This window comes from Micrococcus sp. EWR3.9.1, from assembly GCF_052615555.1.
Genome location: NZ_JBQXFD010000004.1, coordinates 78209 through 97971, shown reverse-complemented (window position 1 = coordinate 97971; position 19763 = coordinate 78209). Strand labels below are relative to the sequence as shown.

The window sequence follows — 19763 nt, the reverse complement described above, 5'->3', positions numbered from 1 at the left end:
GTGCCCCTCCCGCCGAGGCCCGCAGACGCGCCGTCACCGGCCCGGCGTAGCGGCGTGTCTGCGGGCCTCGGCGTGGGGACGGGGGCGGGACCGGGGGCGGAGGCGGTGCGAGCTCAGCCGTCGAAGGCGGCGCGCGTCTCCCGCCGGTGCGCCACACGCAGCCACACCGCGCTGGACACGAGCATCCCGACGACGGCCCCCAGCACGACCGGCCCCCCTCCCCCGGCCTGCACCATCCGCCCGCCGTCGACCATCCAGAAGGCCGCCGTGAGCATCCCCAGCACCACGAACACGCTGCCCACGGGGCGCACCGCCCGGATCCGACGCGTGATGCCGGCCAGGAGCACCAGGGTCAGGACGACCACCGCCGCGGCGGCCACCGGCCACGCCCCCGCCGGGGTGAGGAACGCGGCGACGTCGGCGTCGGTGACCTCGCTCGCGCCCCAGGAGCGCGCCTCCAGCACGGCACGGGCGTAGCCGGGCGCCGACTGCAGCGCCAGTACGCCCCCCACGCCGGCCGCGCTCAGTGCGCCCGTGACGGCCGTGACGGTCTGGAACAGGCGCAGGGGACGCAGGGCCGCGCGGTCGAGGGCGGAGTCGCGGTCCGTCGCGTCGTGGGGATCGTCGGCGAGGGGGTGCATGCCCCCATCATGCCCGGCGGCGCAGGAAGGTCGTCGCGAGGCCCGGGTTGAAGGCGCACACGAGCCAGGCCGCATTCACGAGCGCGAACAGCCCGCCCAGGACCAGGGGCAGCACGACGTCCCCGGCGGGGAAGACGAACAGGCGGATGGTCCCCAGCAGAGTCACGAAGATGGCGATCGAGGCGAACAGGGCGCCCATGATGCGCGCCGTGTTGCTGTGCCGGGTCAGGCCGACGAGGACGATCGCGTAGACCGCCAGGCCCAGCAGGGTCGCGAACCAGACGCTGCCCGTGAGAGCGCCCTCGATCGCGTCGACGGTCATCGCGGGCGACTGCGCGCTGCCCTCCGGCAGCGAGTCCGCGACGTCCTGGGCCGCGCCCGGGAGGAGGTTGCGCAGGATCGACGCGGCGTAGAGGACCGCGGATGCCACCGTCAGCCCGAGCAGCGCCCGGAACACGCCGGGGGTGCGGGCGTCGGGACGGATCAGCGGGCGGGCGTCCGGACCGGAGTGCCCGGCGATGCGCCGCCGCGCCTCATCCGGGCTCACTTCGGGCCGCCCGCCGCCGCCCAGGTCGTCGGGGTGGGGGGACACGGGATGCGGGGGTCGATGATCGGAGGCCATGTCGCCATGGTCTCCGCTGGCCGACGCCGGGGCGAGGGCTGGCGACCCCGGACTCGCCGCCGGCGAACGGCGTCGGGATCAGGCGCGGCGGCCCTGACGGGTGTAGGCCGCGACCTGCGGGTTGAAGGCCTTGACCAGCCACAGGATGTTCACGATCACCAGCGCCAGGCTCAGCACGGAGGCCAGGACGCCGCCGATGCCGGGGAAGGTCACGAAGGAGAAGACGCCGCCGACGGCGCTGAGGGTGCCCAGGATCGCGAGGACGATGCCGAGGATGCGGGCCCAGTTCTTGGCCCCGCGGAGGTTGAAGTACACCAGGGCGTACAGGGCCACGCCGATGAGCAGGACGATGATCGAGCCCACCGTCACGGAGGCGCCCACGACGGGCGCGATCTCCTCCACCTGCTCGGGGGTGAGGCCGCTCTGGCGAAGGGAGTCCCGCATGCGTTCGATGCTCTCCTCGCCGCCGAACAGGGCCGGCAGGGAGGACAGCACGTACAGCGCGAGCGACGTGAGCGTCAGCGTCAGGAGGGCGGGGAACGCGGTCGGCTCCGGGACGATGCCGTACGGGCTGCCCGGCTGGGCGCCGTAGCCCGGGGCCGCGTAGGGCTGCGTGCCGTAGCGGGAGCCCGCGGCGGGCTGACCCGGGTTCGGGTCCTGGTGCGGTCGATCGGTGGTCATGGTGTGCTCCTCGGTGTCGTGGGTGACGGTGATGGCGGTGACGGGCGCGGCGGCCGGATCACTCGTGCCGCAGTGCCTCGATGGGATCCTTCCGGGCCGCACGCAGGGCGGGCAAGGTGCCGGCGATGAACGCGATGGCCACGATCAGCAGCAGGATCAGCAGCAGGGCGAGGGGGTTGACGGCGAACAGGACCAGGCCGGTGACGCCGCTGAGGGGGCCGGTGGTCAGCACCTGGTTCGCGATGAGTCCGACGGCGACGCCCAGGCCGATGCCGATCAGCGAGCCGAGCAGGCCGATCACGACGGCCTCCATGGTGAACAGGCCGAAGATCTTCCCGCCGGTCATGCCGAGGGCCTTCATGAGGCCGATCTCCCGGGTGCGCTCCTGCACCGCCATGAGCAGGGTGTTGATGATGCCGAAGCTGGCGGCGAGCAGGGCGATGAGCGCGAAGCCGGTGAGCACCCACGTGACGGCGTCGATGATGCCGCGGATCACGCCGAGCTGCTCCTCGAGGGTCTGCGCCAGCAGGCCCTGGTCGGCCAGCGCCTGCTTCACGGCGTCCTCGTTCGCCTCCGGGTCCTCCACGATCGCCGTGGCCTGGAAGTAGGTGTCCCGCTGGGAGTCCGGCAGGCCCTCCGTCGTGATGTCGTAGATCGCCTGCTCGAGCGACTCCGACGGCGTCGGGGCGGTGCCCGCACCGGACGCGGCCGCCTCCGTCACCCCGACCACGGTGGCCTTCACGGACTTCTGCTCCTGCAGCGGGGTCGCCGCCACGACGGTCAGCTCCGTGCCGATCAGGTCCTCGGCGTCGCTGGCGCCCAGGTCCTCCACCCACGACTCGGGCATGACGATCTCCTCGGCGCCGGCCTCGGGGGCACGGCCCGCGGAGAAGGTGAGCATGTCGATCTCACCGGAGCTGCCCATGAAGCCGGTCTGCCACTTGCGGCCGTCCGGGCCCTGGATGTACTCCGGCTCGGCCACCCGATAGGTCTTCACCTCGGTGACGTGCTCGGTGTCCTCGATCGCGGCGAGGTCCTCCTGCGTGAGCAGCGGCATGCCGAACATCTCGCCGCCGGCGGCGTCCTGCTCCGTGTACTCCTGGGGCGAACCGCTCGCCGCGCCGGCCGAGGACATGTCCTGCTGCTTCATCACGGTCAGCTCGCCGGGCTTGCCGAAGCCCTCCACCACGTTGTCCACGTACTTGTTGATGCCCGCGCCGAGCCCCGTGGTGAGGGTCAGCGTGAATGCGCCGATCACGATCGCGACGACGGTGAGGAAGGTGCGCAGCTTGGAGCGCATCGTGTTGGCGAGCGCCGTGCCCGCGACGTCGGTGACCTTCATGCCCGTGCTCCGTCCCGCTCGGTGCCGACGCGCTCGTCGGCGATGACCACGCCGTCCTGCAGCTCGACGCGACGGTCGCACTTCGCGGCCAGGTCGTCGTCGTGCGTGACCACCACGAGGGTGATGCCCTCGTCGCGGTGCAGGCCGAAGAGGATGTCCTCCACGGCCGCCGAGGTGGCGGAGTCCAGGTTGCCCGTGGGCTCGTCCGCGAACAGCACCGCCGGGTTGTTCACGAGCGCGCGGGCGATGCACACGCGCTGCTTCTGGCCGCCGGAGAGGTCCGTGGCCTTGTTCTTCGCCTTGTCCGCGAGCTCGAGCCGCTCGAGCACTGCCATGCCGCGGCGGGTGCGCTCGGCCCGGCCCACGCCGGCGATCTTCAGCGGCAGCACGGTGTTCTCCAGGACCGTCTGGTTCGGGTTCAGGAAGAACTGCTGGAACACAAAGCCGAACCGCTCGTTGCGCAGCTGCGAGATCTCCGCGGCCTTGAGCTGGGAGACGGGACGGCCGTCCATCGCGACGACGCCGGCGGAGGGCTGGTCCAGCAGCGCCAGCAGGTGCATCAGGGTGGACTTGCCGGAGCCGGACTTGCCGACGACGGCCAGGGACTCGCCGCGCTGGATCTGCAGGGTGATGCCCTTCAGCGCGTCGAAGCGGGACGCCCCGCGGCCGTAGACCTTGACGAGGTTCTCCGTCTCCAGGACGGGTTCGGCCCCGGGCGGGACCTCGGCGACCCCGGGGGTCGCGACTGCGGTGGACATGGCTCCGGCACTCCTCTGTCGGTGGGGCATGCCCCCACGGCGGCAGGAGCGGGGGCGATGCCTCCATCCTGTCAGCCGCGCACGCGCCGCCGCCTCCACCTCGAGTCGGAGAAACACGACGGCCCGCGTCCCCCGCAGGTCGGGGGCGCGGGCCGTCGTCGGGGGGCCGGTGCGGTCCGGCTCAGCGCAGCGGCGGCAGGAAGCCGACCTTGGCGTAGACGTCCTCGAGCACGGGCGTGGCCACGGCGCGGGCCTTCTCGGCGCCGGCGGCGAGGATGCGGTCCAGCTCGGCGGGATCGTCCAGCAGCGCGAGGGCGCGCTCGCGCACGGGGGCCAGGCGCTCGACGACGGCGTCCGCCACCGCGACCTTGAGGTGCCCGTACATCTTGCCGACGAACTCCTCCTCGAGCTGCGGGATCGGTGTGCCGGACACCGCGGAGAGGATGGTCAGCAGGTTGGAGACGCCGGGCTTGGCCTCACGGTCGAAGCGCACCTCGGTGCCGTCGTCGGTCACGGCCGACTTGATCTTCTTGGCGGTCTTCTTCGGCTCCTCGAGGATGTTGATGAGCCCGTTCGGGGACGCCGCGGACTTGGACATCTTCGACGTGGGGTCCTGCAGGTCGTAGATGCGCGCGCCGGTCTCCGGGTAGAAGCCGGTGGGCACCACGAACGTCTCGCCGTAGCGATGGTTGAAGCGCTGGGCGAGGTCGCGGGTGAGCTCCACGTGCTGGCGCTGGTCGTCGCCCACGGGCACGCCGTGCGGCTGGTAGAGCAGGATGTCCGCGGCCATGAGCATGGGATACGCGAGCAGGCCGACGCCGGCCGCGTCCGCGCCCTGCTTGGCGGACTTGTCCTTGAACTGGGTCATCCGCATGGCCTCGCCCATGCCGGTCATGCAGGTCAGCACCCACGCCAACTGCGCGTGCTCGGGCACCTGGGACTGGACGAACAGCGTGGAGCGCTCGGGGTCGATGCCGCCGGCGATGAACTGCGCGGCGGCCACCCGCGTGCGCTCCGCCAGGGCTGCCGGGTCCTGGGGCACGGTGATGGCGTGCAGGTCGGGGATGAAGAAGAACGCCTCGAAGTCGGCCTGGGTGCGCTCCCAGTTCACGAGGGCGCCGAGGTAGTTGCCCAGGTGGAGGGAGTCCGCCGAGGGCTGCATGCCGGAGAGCACGCGGTGCCGGGCGGACGCGCCGGCCAGGTGGGCGGTGGCGGCGGCGTCCTGGGCCAGGACGTCCTGGACGGAGTTCTTCTTCATGGTCATCTCAGCCTCGGGTCTCTCCTGCACGGTCAGAACTGGTAGTCGACCACGAGCGGGGCGTGGTCGGAGAAGCGGGTGCCCCAGCTGGGGGCGCGGTCCACGACGGCGGTCCTCGCCCGCTCGGCCAGGCCCGCGGTCGCCATGTGGTAGTCGATGCGCCATCCGGCGTCGTTGTCGAAGGCCTTGCCCCGCATGGACCACCACGTGTACGGGCCCGGCACCGGCCCGGCGAGGGCTCGGTGCACGTCCGTGAAGCCGAGCTCGCCGAAGAACCGGTCGAAGTAGGCGCGCTCCTCGGGCAGGAAGCCGGCCTTCTTCACGTTGCCCTTCCAGTTCTTGATGTCCAGCTCGGTGTGGCCCACGTTGAGGTCGCCCGTGACGAGGGCGTGCCCCTCCCCCGCGGCCAGCTCGGAGAGGCGGCGGACCATCTCGTCGAGGAACCGGTACTTGTCCACCTGCTTCGGGGTGTCGACCTCGCCCGAGTGCACGTAGGCGGAGACCACGGTCAGCGGCGAGCCGTCCGGCAGGCGCAGGTCGGCCTCGATCCAGCGGCCGGCGTCGTCGAAGTACCCGTCGGCGTCGGCGATGCCCGTGCGGACCTCGCCGAGCGGGAACCGCGAGGCGATCGCGACGCCGGCCCGCCCCTTGGCGGCGGCCACGGCGTCCGCCAGGTGCACCTCGTCCCAGTCCTCGCCCACGATCTCGCGGACCAGCTGCGCCGTGACGTCCGCGGGGGCGCGCACCTCCTGGAGGGTGAGCACGTCCACGCCGCGACCGGCGAACCACTCCCGCATGCCCTTGCGGTGCGAGGCGCGGATGCCGTTGACGTTCACGGTGGCCACGCGCACGGCGCCGTCGGCCTTGGGCGCGCCGGCGTTGGCGTGCACCACGGGCTCGCCCTCGGCGGGCTCGGGGTACTTCCCGGTGACGGGGTCCTTCTCGGGCAGCGCCGTCATCAGCTGATCACCGTCCCGCTCACCGGGCCCTCGGCGCCGCCGGCCCGGGACTCCTTGATCATGTCGCGGGCGTTGGAGGCCGTGATGTCGATGGTCTCCAGGGCGCGGTCCACCATCTCGCGGTCCATGCCCTCGCCCGCGGCGAGCTGCTCGCGCACCACGCGCACCTGCACCTGGGCGATCTTGAACGAGTGGTCCAGCTTGGTGTCCCGCAGGGGGTCCGCGGCCGGTGCCGGCGGGGCCACCGCGGGGGCGGCGGCGTCGGTGTCCCGGCCGCGCAGGGCGGCGACGTCGGCGCGGGCGTTCTGCATGGCGGTGTCCACCTTGCGTCCCGCGGCCTGGACGCCGCGGCGCATCTGCAGGTACACGACCACCGCGAACACGAGCCAGCCGGCGGCGACGGCGACCACGAGCCACCCGATCACGTCGTTCTGGTTCGCGGCGAAGATGATCGCCACGATCAGGATGACGATCATCGCGACGAAGCCGAGCGATCCCACGCGCAGGCCGGCGCGGGGGCCGCGGCGCGCGCCGTCGGGACCGGGGGTCAGGGACTGGGACATGGGTGCTCCTCCGGAGGGGCTCGTGGGGTCTGCCCTCCATCATCCCGCATCGTGGGGTGCGCTCCGAATCGGGCGTCCCGCGTCGGCGCCTATCCTGAGGCGATGACCCCCCGCCCCCCGCGCCCCGCCGACTCCGCGTCCGGGGCCTTCACCCCTGACCAGCGCCGCATCCTCACCGCGCTGCTCATGCCGCTCTTCCTCGCTCTGATGAGCGTGTCCGTGGTGAACGTGGCGCTGCCGGCCATCGAGTCGGGCCTGGACGCCACGAGCGCGGATCTGCAGTGGGTGCTGGCGGGGTACACGCTGACGTTCGGCACCGTGCTCGTGGCCGCGGGCCGCGCCGGCGACCTGTGGGGCCGCAAGAGCCTGTTCCTGGCGGGCATCACGCTGTACATGCTCGGCTCCCTGCTCTCCGGCCTGGCCGGGGACACCCTGCTGCTCAACGCGGGGCGCCTGCTCACGGGCCTGGGCGCGGGTGTGTTCAACCCCCAGGTCATCGGGTTCATCCAGTCGAACTTCCACGGCCGCGCCCGCGGGCGGGCCTACGGGCTCTTCGGCACCGTGGTGGGCCTCGGCGTGGCCGTGGGACCCCTGCTCGGCGGGCTGTTCCTCGGCGCGTTCGGCCCCGAGTGGGGCTGGCGCTCCACGTTCCTCATGAACGTGCCCGTGGGCCTGGCCGCCGTCGCGATGGGCGCCCTCTGGCTGCCGCCGCCCACCCGCGTGCACGGCCTGCCCGCCGCCCCCGGACCGCGCGGGATCGCCGCGCTCGACCCGGTGGGCGCCCTGCTGCTCGGCGCCGGCGGGGTGAGCCTCATGGTGCCGTTCATCGTCCCGGGCACCGCCGGGCTGCTGGTGCTCGCCGCCGCGCTCGTGACGGCGTGGTGGCTCTGGGAGAAGCGCGTGAAGGCCCGGGCGGCGGCCACCGGCGTGCAGCCCATGGTGGACCCGGCCCTGTTCCGGCGGCCGTCCTTCACGATCGGCGCGCTCGAGTCCACCATCTACCTGGCGACGATGCCGGCGGTGTTCGCGATCGTGGCGATCTTCCTGCAGCGCGGCATGGGGTTCACGCCGCTCGAGGCCGGCCTCGTGGGCCTGCCCGGCGCCGTCGTCGTGGCCTCCCTGTCCCCGTGGGTGGGCTCGATGGTGCAGCGGCGCGGGCCCGTGCTCGTGCTGCTCGGCGCCCTCGTGGGCCTCGTGTCGCTGGGGGTGCTCGCGCTCGCGTTCGAGCGCAGCGCGGCCGGCGCGTGGTCGCCGTGGATCGTGGGGGTGGGGCTGATCGTGCAGTCGGCCTCGCAGGCCCTGCTGCTCACCAGCACGCAGGTGCTGATGATGGACGACGTCGCCGGCCACGAGGCGGGGGCGGCCGGCGGCGTCGCCCAGACGGCGCAGCGCCTCGGCACCGCCCTGGGCCTGTCCGTGGTGACGGGCGCGTTCTTCGCGGCCCTGGCCGGCGCCGCAGCCGAGAGCGCCGGGCCGCCGTCGGCCGCGGCGTACGCGCACGCGGCCTCGACCGCCATGGGCATGGTGGCCGTGTGCTGGGCGCTCACCGCCGCGGTCGCGGCCCTGGACGTGGTCCGGCGACGCCGCGCCGCGCGCGCGGCCTGACCGGCCCGCGGGGCCTCAGCGCAGGAACAGCGCGCCGAGCCGGCGGGCGGCCAGCCACACCCCGACGCCGGCCATCACCACGAAGTAGAGGACGTGGCCGGCGGTCGCCCAGCTCAGCACGCCCACCGCGAGCGCGCGCATCAGCTCCACGGCGTGCCACAGCGGGAACACGCGGATCACCCACTGGATCGGCTCCGGGTAGACCGCGAGCGGGAAGAACGTGGCCGAGAACAGGAACATGGGCATCAGCACGATCTGGACCCAGTCCATGTGCTGGAACGTCTTCATCCAGCTCGTCACCGCCATGCCGAGGGAGGCGAAGCCCAGCGCCACGAGCAGGGCGCCGGGGATCATGAGCAGCGCCGTCCAGGAGGTGACGAGCCCGGCCGCGGTCATGACGATCAGGAAGCCGACCGCGTAGATCAGCCCGCGCAGCAGCGCCATCGCGATCTCCCCGAGTGCCACGTCCAGCGGGCCCAGCCGCGTGGAGAGCATGGTCTGGTACGTCTTCGCGTAGCGCAGCTTGAAGAACACGTTCCACGTGGAGTCGTAGATGGCGCCGTTCATCGCCGAGACCGCCAGCAGCGCGGGGGCGAGGTACATGCCGTACGGGACGGGGGTGCCGTCCGGGCCGGCCACGTCGCCGACCAGCGCACCGAGACCCAGCCCCATGGAGGCCAGGTAGAGCACGGGCTCGAAGAACCCGGAGAAGAACACCACCCAGTTGTTGGACTTCAGGGAGAGGAACGCCCGCTCCATCACCGCGCGCACGTTGCCCGAGTACGCGCCGGCCAGCGGGCCGCGGCGCACGGGGATCTCGGGCATGGGCGGCACGGCGACGGCGTGTTCCCGCACCACCGACGACGGCGCGGCCGGGTCCGCCTGCGCGGCGGCGGGTGCGACGTCGGCGCGGGCGGCCTTGGTGTGCGCGGCACGGCGGCCCAGGCGCGGGGCACGGTCCCGACGGGCGGCCGTGACGGCGTCGCGGTCCGGGGCGCCGCGGACCCAGCCGAGGCGGCGCGTGTAGATCCGCACCGCGAGCCAGGCCCCGCCGAGCGCGAGGGCCAGCAGGAACGCCACGTGCACCACGGTGAGCCAGCCCGGCTCGGCCATCCCGTAGGAGAGCACGCGGCCGAGCTGGGCGGCATGCCACTGCGGCGAGAGCCAGCCGATCCAGCGCAGCCACACCGGCAGCGCCTCGAGCGGGTAGAAGGTGGCGGAGAACAGGAACAGGGGCATGATCACGAGCCGCTGCAGGGTGGCGAACTGGCCCTTGTCCTCCTTCAGGGAGGCCGCGAACGCCATGATCGGCGCGCCGACGGCGAGCCCGCCGAGCGTGGCGGTGAGGACCTGCACCCACGCCCACGGGCTCGAGACCACGCCGAACGCCAGCATCACCAGCAGGAACACGGCAGCCTGGAACACGAACCGCAGGCTCACCGCCACGAGGTGGCCCAGGGCGATCTGCGCCGGAGACAGCGGAGTGGCCTGCGCCGCGTAGTACGTCCGCTGCCACTGGAACCCGCCCATCACCGGGTAGGAGAACTCGACGGACGCGGTCATCAGCGCGCCCGAGGCCAGCAGCGCCGGGGCGATGAACGCGACGTAGGAGACCCCGCCCAGGGCGTCCTGCGGCATCCCCCCGCCCATGAGCTGGGCCAGGCCCAGGCCCATGGCCAGCAGGTAGAGCACGGGCTCGCCGAGCGCCCCGACGAGCAGCACCGCGCCGTAGCGACGCATGTTCCGCAGCTGGTGTTCGGCGTAGAGCAGGACGCCGCGGCGCCTCACACGCTCCGCGGACGCCGCCGCGGTGACCGGCGGGCGCAGCGGCTCGGCGGGCGAGGCGGGGCCGGGGGCCGTCGTCGTGGTGGGGGACGGCACGGGTCAGTCCACCAGGGTGCGGCCGGTGAGGATGAGGAACACGTCCTCGAGGCTCGCGCGGCGGGTCAGCGTGGTGGCGGGGGCGGGCAGGGCGCCCTCGTCGACGAGGCGCTGCACGACGTCGTGCAGGTCGTCCGCGCGTCGGGCGTAGACGAGGACGCGGTCCGGGAGGACCTCGACGCGGTGCACGACGCCGTCACCCGCGTGGGCCTGGACGGTGCGGGCCGCGGCCTCGTTGCGGTCCGCGCCGAAGCGCGCCTCGAGGACCTCACGGGAGGCGTGCTCGCGGATGAGCTCGGCGGGGGTGCCGGCGGCCATGATCTCGCCGCCGTCGACGACGACGAGCCGGTCGCACAGCTGCTCCGCCTCGTCCATGTGGTGCGTGGTCAGCAGCAGCGTGGTGCCGCGTTCCTTGAGCCGGTAGAGGCGGTCCCACAGGATGTGGCGGGCCTGCGGGTCCAGGCCCGTGGTGGGCTCGTCGAGGAGGAAGAGGGCCGGCTCGTTGACCAGGGCGCGGGCGATCACGAGCCGGCGCTTCATGCCGCCGGAGAGGTCGGTGACCTTGGCGTCCGCCTTCTCGGTGAGCTGGGCGAAGGCCAGCAGCTCCTCGGCCTTGGGCCGCAGGTATGAGTAGGGCAGGCCGAAGTAGCGGCCGTAGATCAGGATGTTCTCCCGGGCGGTGAGCTCCTCGTCCAGGTTGTCCTGCTGCGGCACCACGCCCAGGCGCGCACGGACGGCCGGCCCGTCCTCCTCCGGGTCGATGCCCAGGATGGTCAGCTCGCCCGCGGTGCGCTGCGAGGTGCCCGCGAGCATGCGCATGGTGGTGGACTTGCCCGCGCCGTTGGGGCCGAGCAGGCCGAAGCACTCGCCGGGACGCACGTCCAGGTCGATGCCCTTCACGGCGTGGAACTCGCCGTACTGCTTGCGCAGCCCACGGGCACGGATGACGGAGGCGTCGCCGGGGGACGCGTGCAGAGTGGTGTGACTCACAAGGCGACAGCATAGGCGCACCACCCGCCCGGACGCGCGCCGCCCCCTCGGCGACGAACCCTGCGATTCGCAGGGTTCGTCGCGGGGCGGGGAGAGGTCAGGCGCCGGCCCGCTCCCCCGCCCAGTCCTCGCCGTCGGCGGCGCGCTCGGCGGCCTCGACGACGTTCGCCAGCAGCATGACGCGGGTCATCGGCCCGACGCCGCCCGGGTTCGGCGCCATCCAGGCCGCCTTCTCCTTCACGGCCGGGTCCACGTCGCCCAGGACGCGGGACGTCCCGTCCTCCCCGGTCACGCGGGAGACGCCCACGTCCAGGACGATCACGCCCTCCTTGACCTGTTCCGGCTTCACCATGTGGGCGGAGCCGGCGGCGGCGATCACGACGTCGGCGCTCGCCAGCAGCTCGTCGAGGTTCGTGGTGCCGGTGTGGGCCAGGGTCACGGTGGCGTTGACCTCGCGGCGGGTGAGCACGAGGCCGGCAGGCCGGCCGATGGTCACGCCGCGGCCGATCACGAGCACGTGCTTGCCGGCCAGCTCCACACCGTGGTGGCGCAGCAGCTCGACGCAGCCGGCCGGGGTGCACGGCAGCGGCGAGTCCAGCTCGCCGCCGACCGAGGCCACGAGCCGCCCCAGGTTCATGGGGTGCAGGCCGTCCGCGTCCTTGTCCGGGTCGATGGCCTCGAGCACCTTCTGGGTGTCCACGTGCCGGGGCAGCGGCAGCTGGACGATGTAGCCCGTGCAGGCCGGGTCCTCGTTCAGCTCTCGCACGACGTCGAGGATCTGCTCCTCCGTCGCGTCCGCGGGCAGCTCACGCTGGATGGACTCGATGCCCACCTCGGCGCAGTCGCGGTGCTTGCCCGCCACGTACTTCTGCGAGCCGGCATCCTCACCCACGAGCAGGGTGCCGAGGCCGGGGGTGTACCCACGCTCGGCGAGGGCGGCCACGCGGCCGCGCAGCTCCTCCTTGATCGCGGCGGCGGTGGCCTTGCCGTCCAGGACCTTCGCGGTCATCGGCGGCTCACCAGCCCTCGAGGCCGTCGTACAGCGGGAAGTCCTCGGTGAGCTTCACGACGCGGGCGCGCAGCGCCTCCACGTCCGGGCTCGGCTTCAGCGCCTCGGCGATGACGTCGGACACCTCGCGGAACTCGGCCTCGCCGAAGCCGCGGGAGGCCAGCGCGGGGGTGCCGATGCGCAGGCCGGAGGTGGTCATCGGCGGACGCGGGTCCCACGGCACCGAGTTGCGGTTCACGGTGATGCCGACCTCGTGCAGGATGTCCTCGCCCTGCCTGCCGTCCAGCTGGGACTCGCGCAGGTCCACCAGGACCAGGTGCACGTCCGTGCCGCCGGTGAGCACCGAGATGCCGTGCTCGGCCATGTCCGGGGCGGTCAGGCGCTCGGCCAGGATCTGCGCGCCGGCCAGGGTCCGCTCCTGCTTCTCCTTGAAGTCCGCGGAGCCGGCGATCTTGAAGGCCACGGCCTTGCCCGCGATCGCGTGCATCAGCGGGCCGCCCTGCTGGCCCGGGAACACGGCGGAGTCGATCTTCTTCTTCAGCTCCTCGGTGGAGAGGATGAAGCCCGAACGGGGGCCGGCGAGGGTCTTGTGCACGGTGGAGGAGACGACGTCGGCGTGCGGCACCGGGTTCAGGTGCAGGCCGGCGGCCACGAGGCCGGCGAAGTGGGCCATGTCCACCCAGAGCCGGGCGCCGACCTCGTCCGCGATCGAGCGGAAGGCGGCGAAGTCGAGCTGACGGGGATAGGCGGACCAGCCGGCCACGATCACCTTCGGCCGGGCCTCGAGGGCCTTCTCGCGCACCTTGTCCATGTCGATGCGGTGGGTGTCCGGCTCCACCTCGTACGCGGCGATGCTGTAGTTCTTGCCGGAGAAGTTCAGCTTCATGCCGTGCGTCAGGTGGCCGCCGTGCGCCAGGGACAGGCCCATCATCGTGTCCCCGTGGTCCAGCAGCGAGGTCATCACGGCCACGTTGGCCTGAGCGCCGGCGTGCGGCTGGACGTTGGCGTGCTCGGCGCCGAACAGGTCCTTGGCGCGCTGGATGGCCAGGTTCTCGGCCACGTCCACGAACTCGCAGCCGCCGTAGTAGCGGCGGCCCGGGTAGCCCTCCGCGTACTTGTTGGTCAGCACCGAGCCCTGCGTCTCGAGGATGGCGCGCGGCACGAAGTTCTCCGAGGCGATCATCTCGAGCGTGCCCCGCTGGCGGCCGAGCTCGTCCGCGAGCGCCGCGGCGATCTCCGGGTCCACCTCGGCGAGGGGCTGGGTGTTGATGTCGGGCGTCTGCGTCACGGGGGTTCCCTTCGAACGGGGGTCTGTGCGGCCGGAAGGCTCCGGTGCCCTCCATCCTAGTGACCAGGCGCCGTCGTCGGGCCTGCGCGACGGCGGCCCGCGGCCCCGGCGACCGACCCCGGCACCCGGTTCTTTTGACTGATTCAGAAATATGCCAAGATCGGGGATGACGCCGCCCACCGCGCCGATCGGTGCGCGGCCGACGTCGATCGACGAAGGAGAGTTCCATGACGGAGTACCAGAAGAAGACCCCGCACGCGACCGGTTCCACCCGCCAGAACGGCGCCCCGGCCATCAGCGACCGCCAGTCCCTGACCGTGGGCAGCGAGGGGCCCATCGTCCTGCACGACACCCACCTGCTGGAGACCCACCAGCACTTCAACCGCATGAACATCCCGGAGCGCCGCCCGCACGCCAAGGGCTCCGGCGCCTTCGGCGAGTTCGAGGTGACCGAGGACGTGTCGAAGTACACCAAGGCCCTCGTGTTCCAGCCGGGCACGAAGACCGAGACCCTCCTGCGCTTCTCCACCGTGGCCGGCGAGCTCGGCTCCCCGGACACCTGGCGCGACGTGCGCGGCTTCGCGCTGCGCTTCTACAGCGAGGAGGGCAACTACGACATCGTCGGCAACAACACCCCGATCTTCTTCCTGCGTGACCCGATGAAGTTCACCCACTTCATCCGCTCGCAGAAGCGTCTGCCGGACTCCGGCCTGCGCGATGCCACCATGCAGTGGGACTTCTGGACCAACAACCCCGAGTCGGCGCACCAGGTGACCTACCTGATGGGCCCGCGCGGCCTGCCCCGCACCTGGCGTGAGATGAACGGCTACGGCTCCCACACCTACCTGTGGGTCAACGCCCAGGGCGAGAAGCACTGGGTGAAGTACCACTTCATCTCCCAGCAGGGCGTGCACAGCCTCTCGAACGACGAGGCCACCAAGATCGCCGGCGAGAACGCCGACTTCCACCGCCAGGACCTGTTCGAGTCCATCGCCAAGGGCGACCACCCCAAGTGGGACCTCTACATCCAGGCGATCCCCTACGAGGAGGGCAAGACCTACCGGTTCAACCCCTTCGACCTGACGAAGACGATCTCCAAGAAGGACTACCCGCGCATCAAGGTCGGCACGCTGACCCTGAACCGCAACCCGGAGAACCACTTCGCGCAGATCGAGTCCGCCGCGTTCAGCCCGAGCAACACCGTGCCGGGCATCGGCCTCTCCCCGGACCGCATGCTCCTGGGCCGCGCCTTCGCGTACCACGACGCACAGCTGTACCGCGTGGGCGCCCACGTGAACCAGCTGCCGGTGAACCGTCCCAAGAACGCGGTGCACAACTACGCCTTCGACGGCCAGATGTGGTACGACCACACCGGCGACCGCTCCACCTACGCGCCGAACTCCAACGGCGACTCCTGGTCGGACGAGACCGGCCCGGTGGACGACGGCTGGGAGGCCGACGGCACCCTGACCCGCGAGGCCCAGGCCCTGCGCGCGGACGACGACGACTTCGGCCAGGCCGGCACCCTCGTCCGGGAGGTCTTCTCGGCCCAGGAGCGCGAGGACTTCGTGGAGACCGTGGCCGGCGCGCTGAAGGGCGTCCGCCAGGACGTCCAGGCCCGCGCCTTCGAGTACTGGAAGAACGTGGACACCGCGATCGGCCAGCGCATCGAGGACGAGGTCAAGCGCCACGAGGGCGACGGCATCCCGGGCGTCGAGGCCGGCGGCGAGGCCCGCATCTGACGGCTCCCTCCCCCGGCGGGCGCCCGCGCGCGCTCCGCTGAACGCACGGCGGCCGCTCCCTCGCACGAGGGGGCGGCCGCCGTCGTCGTGGGGCGAATGCCCAGGTCAGCGCTTGCCCCAGCGGCGCTCCTGCGCCTGGGCCAGCTTGTCCTTGACCACCTTCACGGCCTTGTCCTTGGCGGGCACGGCCACGTTGTCCCGCAGCGGGATGGCGACCTTGTCACGCACGGTCTCGAACGCGGAGGCCGCCACGGCGCCGGCCTGGGCCAGCTTCGACTCGCCCTCGGCGTCCGAGCCTCGGGTCTCGTCGCGGTCCGCCCGCAGGTCCGGGAGGGCGGCGCCCTCGGTGTCGTCCTCGGCGGGCTCCTCATTCGTGGGGGCGGAGGAGGTGGAGGTGTCCGGGGCCACGGTCGTGGGCGTCGACGACGTCGGCGCGGCGGTCCCAGCCGTCCCGGCGGTCGCAGCCGTCCCGGCGGCTGCCGCCGACTGGGCGGCGCGGGCCTCGCGGCGGGTCGCCGGGGTGGCGTCCTCCGCACGGCCGGACGAGGCCGCGGTCGGATCCAGCTCCGGGGCGCCGCCCAGGGGCGTAGCCGGCGTGGTGCCGGCGTGGGTCTCCGGGGCCTCGGCCCGTCGGGTGGCCGGGGTGGCCTCGAGGGACGGGCGCTCGGCCGCGGCCTCGAGGGACGGGCGCTCGGCCGCGGCCTCGAGGGACGGGCGCTCGGCCGCGGGCTCGACCGCCGCCGGCTGCGCGGCGTCCGCGCGGTGGTCCTCGGTGCGCGCCGGCTCGCGGCCCGCCTCGGCCACGCGACCGGGCACGCCGGGCGTGCCGTCGATGCGCAGGGATCCGGCGGCCGAGCGCTCAGCGCCGTCGGCGTCGTTCTGCCGGGTCTGGTCCGACTCGGCGGCCACGACCGTGACCGAGCCGTGCGCGGTGGTGGCGACCGTGTTCGTCTCGAGGTGCTCGCCCTGCGCGACGGGGATGGCGTCCGTGGCGAACTCCTTGGTGGGGGTGTGCTCGGCGGCGACCTCCTCGGCGGGGACGGTCCCGTGCACGTGCTCGGGAGCCGGGGTGAGGTGGCTCCTGTGCTGCGGAGCCTCGGCGGCCGGTGCCGCCGGGGCGGGGGTCTCGGTCACCGGGGACGGGGAGGCCGGGGCCGCCGCGACGTCCGCCGCGGGCGTCTGCTCGTCCAGGGTGATGCCGGAGCCGCCGGCCACACCGGCCGCGCCCAGGCCCACGGTGTCCGCTTCGCGCGCCGTGCTCGGCGCCGCCGCGGCGGGGCGCAGCGTGCCCCGGGTGGTCGGAGCCGCGGTGGGGCGAGAGGTCTCAGCGGTGGCGTCGGTGCGCGGGGCGTCCTGCTGGTCCACGGTCACCCCCGCACCGCCGGCCACGCCGGCCACGGACTCGTCAGTCTCGCGGCCCGCCGCGGCGGTCTCGGACGCAGCCGGACCCCCGGCGGGCTTCACCGCGGCCGCGGGGCGCGCGTCCTGCTCGGCCGCCACCTCGTCCAGGCGGGAGAGGCGGGTCGGGGCCGCGGGGGCGGCCGCCTGCTCACCCGCGGTGTCCGCGGTGTCCGCGGTGGTGCCGCGGCGCTCGAGCCGGGTCTCGGCGGCCTCGGCCTCGGCCTCACGACGACGGCGGGAGGCGATCACCGAGAGGATGATCAGGATCAGCAGCACGACGATGATGGCCGCGATGATCCAGTAGAGGGTGGACTCTGGCATGGGGTGCTCCTCGGTCGTCTGGGGCGACCGGCCGGGCCGGGCGCCGCGTCTTGCTTCCCGCGCCGCCGCGCGGCGGGGAACCTGGTCTTGAGAATGACACGGGGCCCGGCCCCCCGACCAGGGATCAGCCCCGTCATCCCGCGGTTCCGCGCGGCCGGCACCGCCTACCATCGACGCCATGGACACGGCAGCCCTCTCACCCAGCCCCTCCCCCGCCTCCGGCGCGGAGCACGCCCACGTGCTCACGCTGGCCTGCACGAACCGCAAGGGCATCGTGCACGCCGTGACGGGCGCCTTGCTGGGCGTGGAGGCGGACATCACCGAGTCGCAGCAGTACGGCTCCCCGGACACCGGCGACTTCTTCATGCGCGTGGAGTTCATGACCCCGGCCGTGCGGGAGGACATCGAGCAGGCGCTCGCGCCGGTGCGCGAGGAGTTCGGCATGCGCATGGGCCTGTGGGACGCGGCGCACCGCATGCGCACCCTCGTGATGTGCTCCAAGGACGGGCACACCCTCAACGACCTGCTCTTCCAGCAGCGCGCCGGCACCCTGCCGATCGAGATCCCCGTGGTGGTCTCGAACCACCTGGACCTGCAGCCGCTCGCCTCCTTCTACGGCGTGCCCTTCATCCACGTGCCCGTCTCCAAGGACCCCTCGAGCCGGGACTCCAAAGAGGCCGCGGAGGACCGGCTGCGCGACCTGATCGCCCAGTTCGACATCGAGCTGGTGGTGCTGGCCCGCTACATGCAGATCCTCTCGGACGAGCTGTGCCGGGACCTGGCCGGGATGGCCATCAACATCCACCACTCGTTCCTGCCCTCCTTCAAGGGCGCCCGCCCCTACCACCAGGCGCACGAACGCGGCGTGAAGCTCATCGGCGCCACCGCCCACTACGTGACCGCCGACCTGGACGAGGGCCCGATCATCGCGCAGTCCGTGCAGCCGGTGACCCACGCCCAGACCGCCGCCGACTTCGTGGCCCGCGGCCGCGACGTCGAGGGCTCCACGCTCGCGCAGGCCGTGCGCTGGCACGCCCAGCACCGCGTCCTCACGGACGGCCGGCGGACCGTCGTCTTCAGCTGAGCCCGGGACGACGGCGCCACGCGGCGCCGTCGTCCGGCCCGCCTAGGCTGGTGGCATGGCCCACATCATCACCGTCGCGGGTGCCACCCCGCGCATCCACGAGTCCGTCTTCCTCGCCCCGACCGCCGCGATCACCGGCGACGTCGAGATGGCCGAGCACTCCTCCGCGTTCTACGGCGCCTCCGCCCGCGGCGACTCCGCCCCCATCCGCGTCGGGGCGGGCACCAACCTGCAGGACAACGTGGTGCTGCACGCCGACGAGGGCTTTCCGTGCACCCTCGGCGCCGGCGTCTCCGTGGGCCACTCCGCCGTGGTGCACGGGGCCACCGTGGAGGACGACTGCCTGATCGGCATGTCCGCCACGGTGATGAACGGCGCGGTCATCGGCGCCGGTTCGCTCGTGGCCGCCGGTGCCCTGGTGCTCGAGGGGACGCAGGTCCCGGCCGGCTCGCTCGTGGCGGGCGTGCCCGCGAAGGTCCGCCGCCCCCTCACGGACGAGGAGCGGGAGGGCCTGAAGAAGAACGCGGCCACCTACCTGCGGCTGTCCGCCGCGCACCGGGACGCCGTCGCCGGCTGAACCGGGCCCGGAGGATGTGGGACGGTGGGCACCATGCCCACCTCTTCCGCTCTCCCCCGCACCACGCCCGACGACGTCCCCGAGCGTCTGCTCGTCCTCCCCGCGGCGCAGGACGTCGCCGGCACCCCCTACGCCCACGCCCGTCGGCTGGCCGAGCAGGCCGTGGCCGACGTCGGCGGCACCGTGGTGGCCGAGGGCGATGCCTCCGCCACGGCCCTGCTGATGGTCCGCCCGATCCCGGTCGAGGCGCTCGCCGCGGCCCTGGCCGCCCACCCCCACGTGAGCTGGGTGCAGTTCCCGTTCGCCGGGATCGAGCCGTTCATCCCCCTCGTGCGCAGCCGCCCGGACATCGTGTGGACGTCCGCCAAGGGCACGTACGCGCCGCCGGTGGCCGAGCACGCGCTGCTGCTCACCCTGGCCCTGCTGCGGGACCTGCCCGCGCGCGTCCGCGCCGCCACGTGGGGCCCCTCCTCCGGCCGCACCCTGAACGGCCTGCACGCCGTGGTCGTGGGCGGCGGCGGGATCGCCCAGGAGTACATCCGCCTGCTGAAGACCTGGGACGTGCACGTCACCGCGGTCCGACGACGCGCGGGCGACGTGCCCGGTGCGGACCGCACCGTCACGACCGACCGCCTCGACGAGGTCCTGCCCGGTGCGCAGGTCGTGATGATCGCCGCGGCCGCCACGGACGAGACCCGCGGCCTGTTCGACGCCGACCGCCTCGCCCTCCTGAACGAGGACGCCGTGCTCGTGAACATCGCCCGCGGGACGCTGGTGGACACGGACGCCGTCGTCCGGGCGCTCGCGGCGGGCCGGCTGCACGGCTACGGCACGGACGTCACCGACCCCGAGCCGCTGCCGGAGGGCCACCCGCTCTGGACCGAGGAGCGCGCCCTCATCACGCCGCACACGGCGGACACCCCACAGATGTGCGTTCCGCTGCTTCACGCGCGGGTCGAACGGAACCTGCGGGCCCGCGCGGCCGGGACGGAGCTGGAGGGCCTGGTGGACGCCGAGGGCGGGTACTGACCCGCCCCCGGC

18 protein-coding genes are annotated in these 19763 nt (G+C 73.1%); 5 read left to right on the top strand and 13 right to left on the bottom strand.

Annotation, left to right across the window (positions count from 1 at the left end):
* Positions 1-113: 113 nt before the first annotated feature.
* The 8 genes from ACUJ8O_RS04125 to ACUJ8O_RS04090 form a co-directional block, all read right to left on the bottom strand.
* The gene (locus ACUJ8O_RS04125) at positions 114-641 is read right to left on the bottom strand and encodes a hypothetical protein (RefSeq protein ID WP_063188988.1); all 528 of its coding nucleotides are present in this window, start codon (positions 639-641) and stop codon (positions 114-116) included.
* Positions 642-648: 7 nt separating this feature from the next.
* Positions 649-1233 carry a hypothetical protein gene (locus ACUJ8O_RS04120; protein WP_065573848.1) on the bottom strand — a complete coding sequence of 195 codons (585 nt, stop codon included), beginning with the start codon at positions 1231-1233 and terminating at the stop codon, positions 649-651.
* 108 nt (positions 1234-1341) lie between these two features.
* Complete coding sequence (locus ACUJ8O_RS04115) at positions 1342-1944, bottom strand: hypothetical protein (protein WP_063188986.1); 603 nt, start codon at positions 1942-1944, stop codon at positions 1342-1344.
* 58 nt (positions 1945-2002) lie between these two features.
* Positions 2003-3286 (bottom strand): ABC transporter permease, encoded by a 1284-nt coding sequence (locus ACUJ8O_RS04110; protein WP_063188984.1) that lies wholly within the window; start codon positions 3284-3286, stop codon positions 2003-2005.
* Positions 3283-4044 (bottom strand): ABC transporter ATP-binding protein, encoded by a 762-nt coding sequence (locus ACUJ8O_RS04105; protein ID WP_063188983.1) that lies wholly within the window; start codon positions 4042-4044, stop codon positions 3283-3285. The genes ACUJ8O_RS04110 and ACUJ8O_RS04105 overlap by 4 nt, the downstream gene beginning before the upstream one ends.
* A gap of 181 nt (positions 4045-4225) precedes the next feature.
* Positions 4226-5308 (bottom strand): tryptophan--tRNA ligase, encoded by a 1083-nt coding sequence (trpS, locus tag ACUJ8O_RS04100; RefSeq protein ID WP_002856591.1) that lies wholly within the window; start codon positions 5306-5308, stop codon positions 4226-4228.
* 26 nt (positions 5309-5334) lie between these two features.
* Entirely contained in the window at positions 5335-6261 is a 927-nt protein-coding gene (locus ACUJ8O_RS04095) for an exodeoxyribonuclease III (RefSeq protein WP_063188981.1), read from the bottom strand.
* Positions 6261-6824 carry a hypothetical protein gene (locus tag ACUJ8O_RS04090; RefSeq protein ID WP_063188979.1) on the bottom strand — a complete coding sequence of 188 codons (564 nt, stop codon included), beginning with the start codon at positions 6822-6824 and terminating at the stop codon, positions 6261-6263. Before ACUJ8O_RS04090 ends, ACUJ8O_RS04095 begins: the two co-directional genes overlap by 1 nt.
* 102 nt (positions 6825-6926) lie before the next feature.
* Between ACUJ8O_RS04090 and ACUJ8O_RS04085 the strand changes: the two genes are divergently transcribed.
* A complete protein-coding gene (locus tag ACUJ8O_RS04085; protein ID WP_231866272.1) occupies positions 6927-8429 on the top strand; it encodes an MFS transporter in 1503 nt (500 codons plus the stop codon).
* Positions 8430-8444: 15 nt separating this feature from the next.
* Here ACUJ8O_RS04085 and ACUJ8O_RS04080 read toward each other — a convergent pair whose 3' ends face one another.
* The 4 genes from ACUJ8O_RS04080 to glyA all read right to left on the bottom strand — a co-directional run bounded on the left by ACUJ8O_RS04080 (position 8445) and on the right by glyA (position 13597).
* A complete protein-coding gene (locus tag ACUJ8O_RS04080; RefSeq protein ID WP_063188977.1) occupies positions 8445-10310 on the bottom strand; it encodes an ABC transporter permease in 1866 nt (621 codons plus the stop codon).
* Positions 10311-10313: 3 nt separating this feature from the next.
* On the bottom strand, positions 10314-11300 hold the full coding sequence (locus ACUJ8O_RS04075) for an ABC transporter ATP-binding protein (RefSeq protein WP_036338212.1): 987 nt from the start codon (positions 11298-11300) through the stop codon (positions 10314-10316).
* A gap of 97 nt (positions 11301-11397) precedes the next feature.
* Positions 11398-12309 carry a bifunctional methylenetetrahydrofolate dehydrogenase/methenyltetrahydrofolate cyclohydrolase gene (locus tag ACUJ8O_RS04070; protein WP_203552521.1) on the bottom strand — a complete coding sequence of 304 codons (912 nt, stop codon included), beginning with the start codon at positions 12307-12309 and terminating at the stop codon, positions 11398-11400.
* 7 nt (positions 12310-12316) lie between these two features.
* Complete coding sequence (gene glyA, locus ACUJ8O_RS04065) at positions 12317-13597, bottom strand: serine hydroxymethyltransferase (protein ID WP_063188973.1); 1281 nt, start codon at positions 13595-13597, stop codon at positions 12317-12319.
* 227 nt (positions 13598-13824) lie between these two features.
* Here glyA and ACUJ8O_RS04060 point away from each other — a divergent pair, with 227 nt between their 5' ends.
* On the top strand, positions 13825-15339 hold the full coding sequence (locus ACUJ8O_RS04060; RefSeq protein ID WP_158183526.1) for a catalase: 1515 nt from the start codon (positions 13825-13827) through the stop codon (positions 15337-15339).
* A 105-nt stretch (positions 15340-15444) separates the two neighbouring features.
* Here ACUJ8O_RS04060 and ACUJ8O_RS04055 read toward each other — a convergent pair whose 3' ends face one another.
* Positions 15445-17061 carry a hypothetical protein gene (locus tag ACUJ8O_RS04055; RefSeq protein WP_445373174.1) on the bottom strand — a complete coding sequence of 539 codons (1617 nt, stop codon included), beginning with the start codon at positions 17059-17061 and terminating at the stop codon, positions 15445-15447.
* 178 nt (positions 17062-17239) lie between these two features.
* Between ACUJ8O_RS04055 and purU the strand changes: the two genes are divergently transcribed.
* Genes purU through ACUJ8O_RS04040 form a run of 3 tightly spaced genes read left to right on the top strand, consistent with a single transcriptional unit; the run spans position 17240 to position 19751 of the window.
* Positions 17240-18145, top strand: a complete 906-nt coding sequence (gene purU / locus ACUJ8O_RS04050) for a formyltetrahydrofolate deformylase (RefSeq protein WP_078025783.1) — start codon at positions 17240-17242, stop codon at positions 18143-18145.
* 55 nt (positions 18146-18200) lie between these two features.
* Complete coding sequence (locus ACUJ8O_RS04045) at positions 18201-18722, top strand: gamma carbonic anhydrase family protein (RefSeq protein WP_036338196.1); 522 nt, start codon at positions 18201-18203, stop codon at positions 18720-18722.
* Positions 18723-18746: 24 nt separating this feature from the next.
* Complete coding sequence (locus ACUJ8O_RS04040) at positions 18747-19751, top strand: D-isomer specific 2-hydroxyacid dehydrogenase family protein (RefSeq protein WP_445373173.1); 1005 nt, start codon at positions 18747-18749, stop codon at positions 19749-19751.
* Positions 19752-19763: the final 12 nt, after the last annotated feature.

Excerpts from the sequence above, each read along its gene's own strand:
- ACUJ8O_RS04125 (WP_063188988.1), bottom strand. The coding sequence starts at position 641 with ATGCACCCCCTCGCCGACGATCCCCACGACGCGACGGACCGCGACTCC.
- ACUJ8O_RS04115 (WP_063188986.1), bottom strand. The coding sequence starts at position 1,944 with ATGACCACCGATCGACCGCACCAGGACCCGAACCCGGGTCAGCCCGCC.
- ACUJ8O_RS04110 (WP_063188984.1), bottom strand. The coding sequence starts at position 3,286 with ATGAAGGTCACCGACGTCGCGGGCACGGCGCTCGCCAACACGATGCGC.
- ACUJ8O_RS04105 (WP_063188983.1), bottom strand. The coding sequence starts at position 4,044 with ATGTCCACCGCAGTCGCGACCCCCGGGGTCGCCGAGGTCCCGCCCGGG.
- trpS (WP_002856591.1), bottom strand. The coding sequence starts at position 5,308 with ATGACCATGAAGAAGAACTCCGTCCAGGACGTCCTGGCCCAGGACGCC.
- ACUJ8O_RS04095 (WP_063188981.1), bottom strand. The coding sequence starts at position 6,261 with ATGACGGCGCTGCCCGAGAAGGACCCCGTCACCGGGAAGTACCCCGAG.
- ACUJ8O_RS04090 (WP_063188979.1), bottom strand. The coding sequence starts at position 6,824 with ATGTCCCAGTCCCTGACCCCCGGTCCCGACGGCGCGCGCCGCGGCCCC.
- ACUJ8O_RS04085 (WP_231866272.1), top strand. The coding sequence starts at position 6,927 with ATGACCCCCCGCCCCCCGCGCCCCGCCGACTCCGCGTCCGGGGCCTTC.
- ACUJ8O_RS04070 (WP_203552521.1), bottom strand. The coding sequence starts at position 12,309 with ATGACCGCGAAGGTCCTGGACGGCAAGGCCACCGCCGCCGCGATCAAG.
- ACUJ8O_RS04060 (WP_158183526.1), top strand. The coding sequence starts at position 13,825 with ATGACGGAGTACCAGAAGAAGACCCCGCACGCGACCGGTTCCACCCGC.
- ACUJ8O_RS04055 (WP_445373174.1), bottom strand. The coding sequence starts at position 17,061 with ATGCCAGAGTCCACCCTCTACTGGATCATCGCGGCCATCATCGTCGTG.
- purU (WP_078025783.1), top strand. The coding sequence starts at position 17,240 with ATGGACACGGCAGCCCTCTCACCCAGCCCCTCCCCCGCCTCCGGCGCG.
- ACUJ8O_RS04045 (WP_036338196.1), top strand. The coding sequence starts at position 18,201 with ATGGCCCACATCATCACCGTCGCGGGTGCCACCCCGCGCATCCACGAG.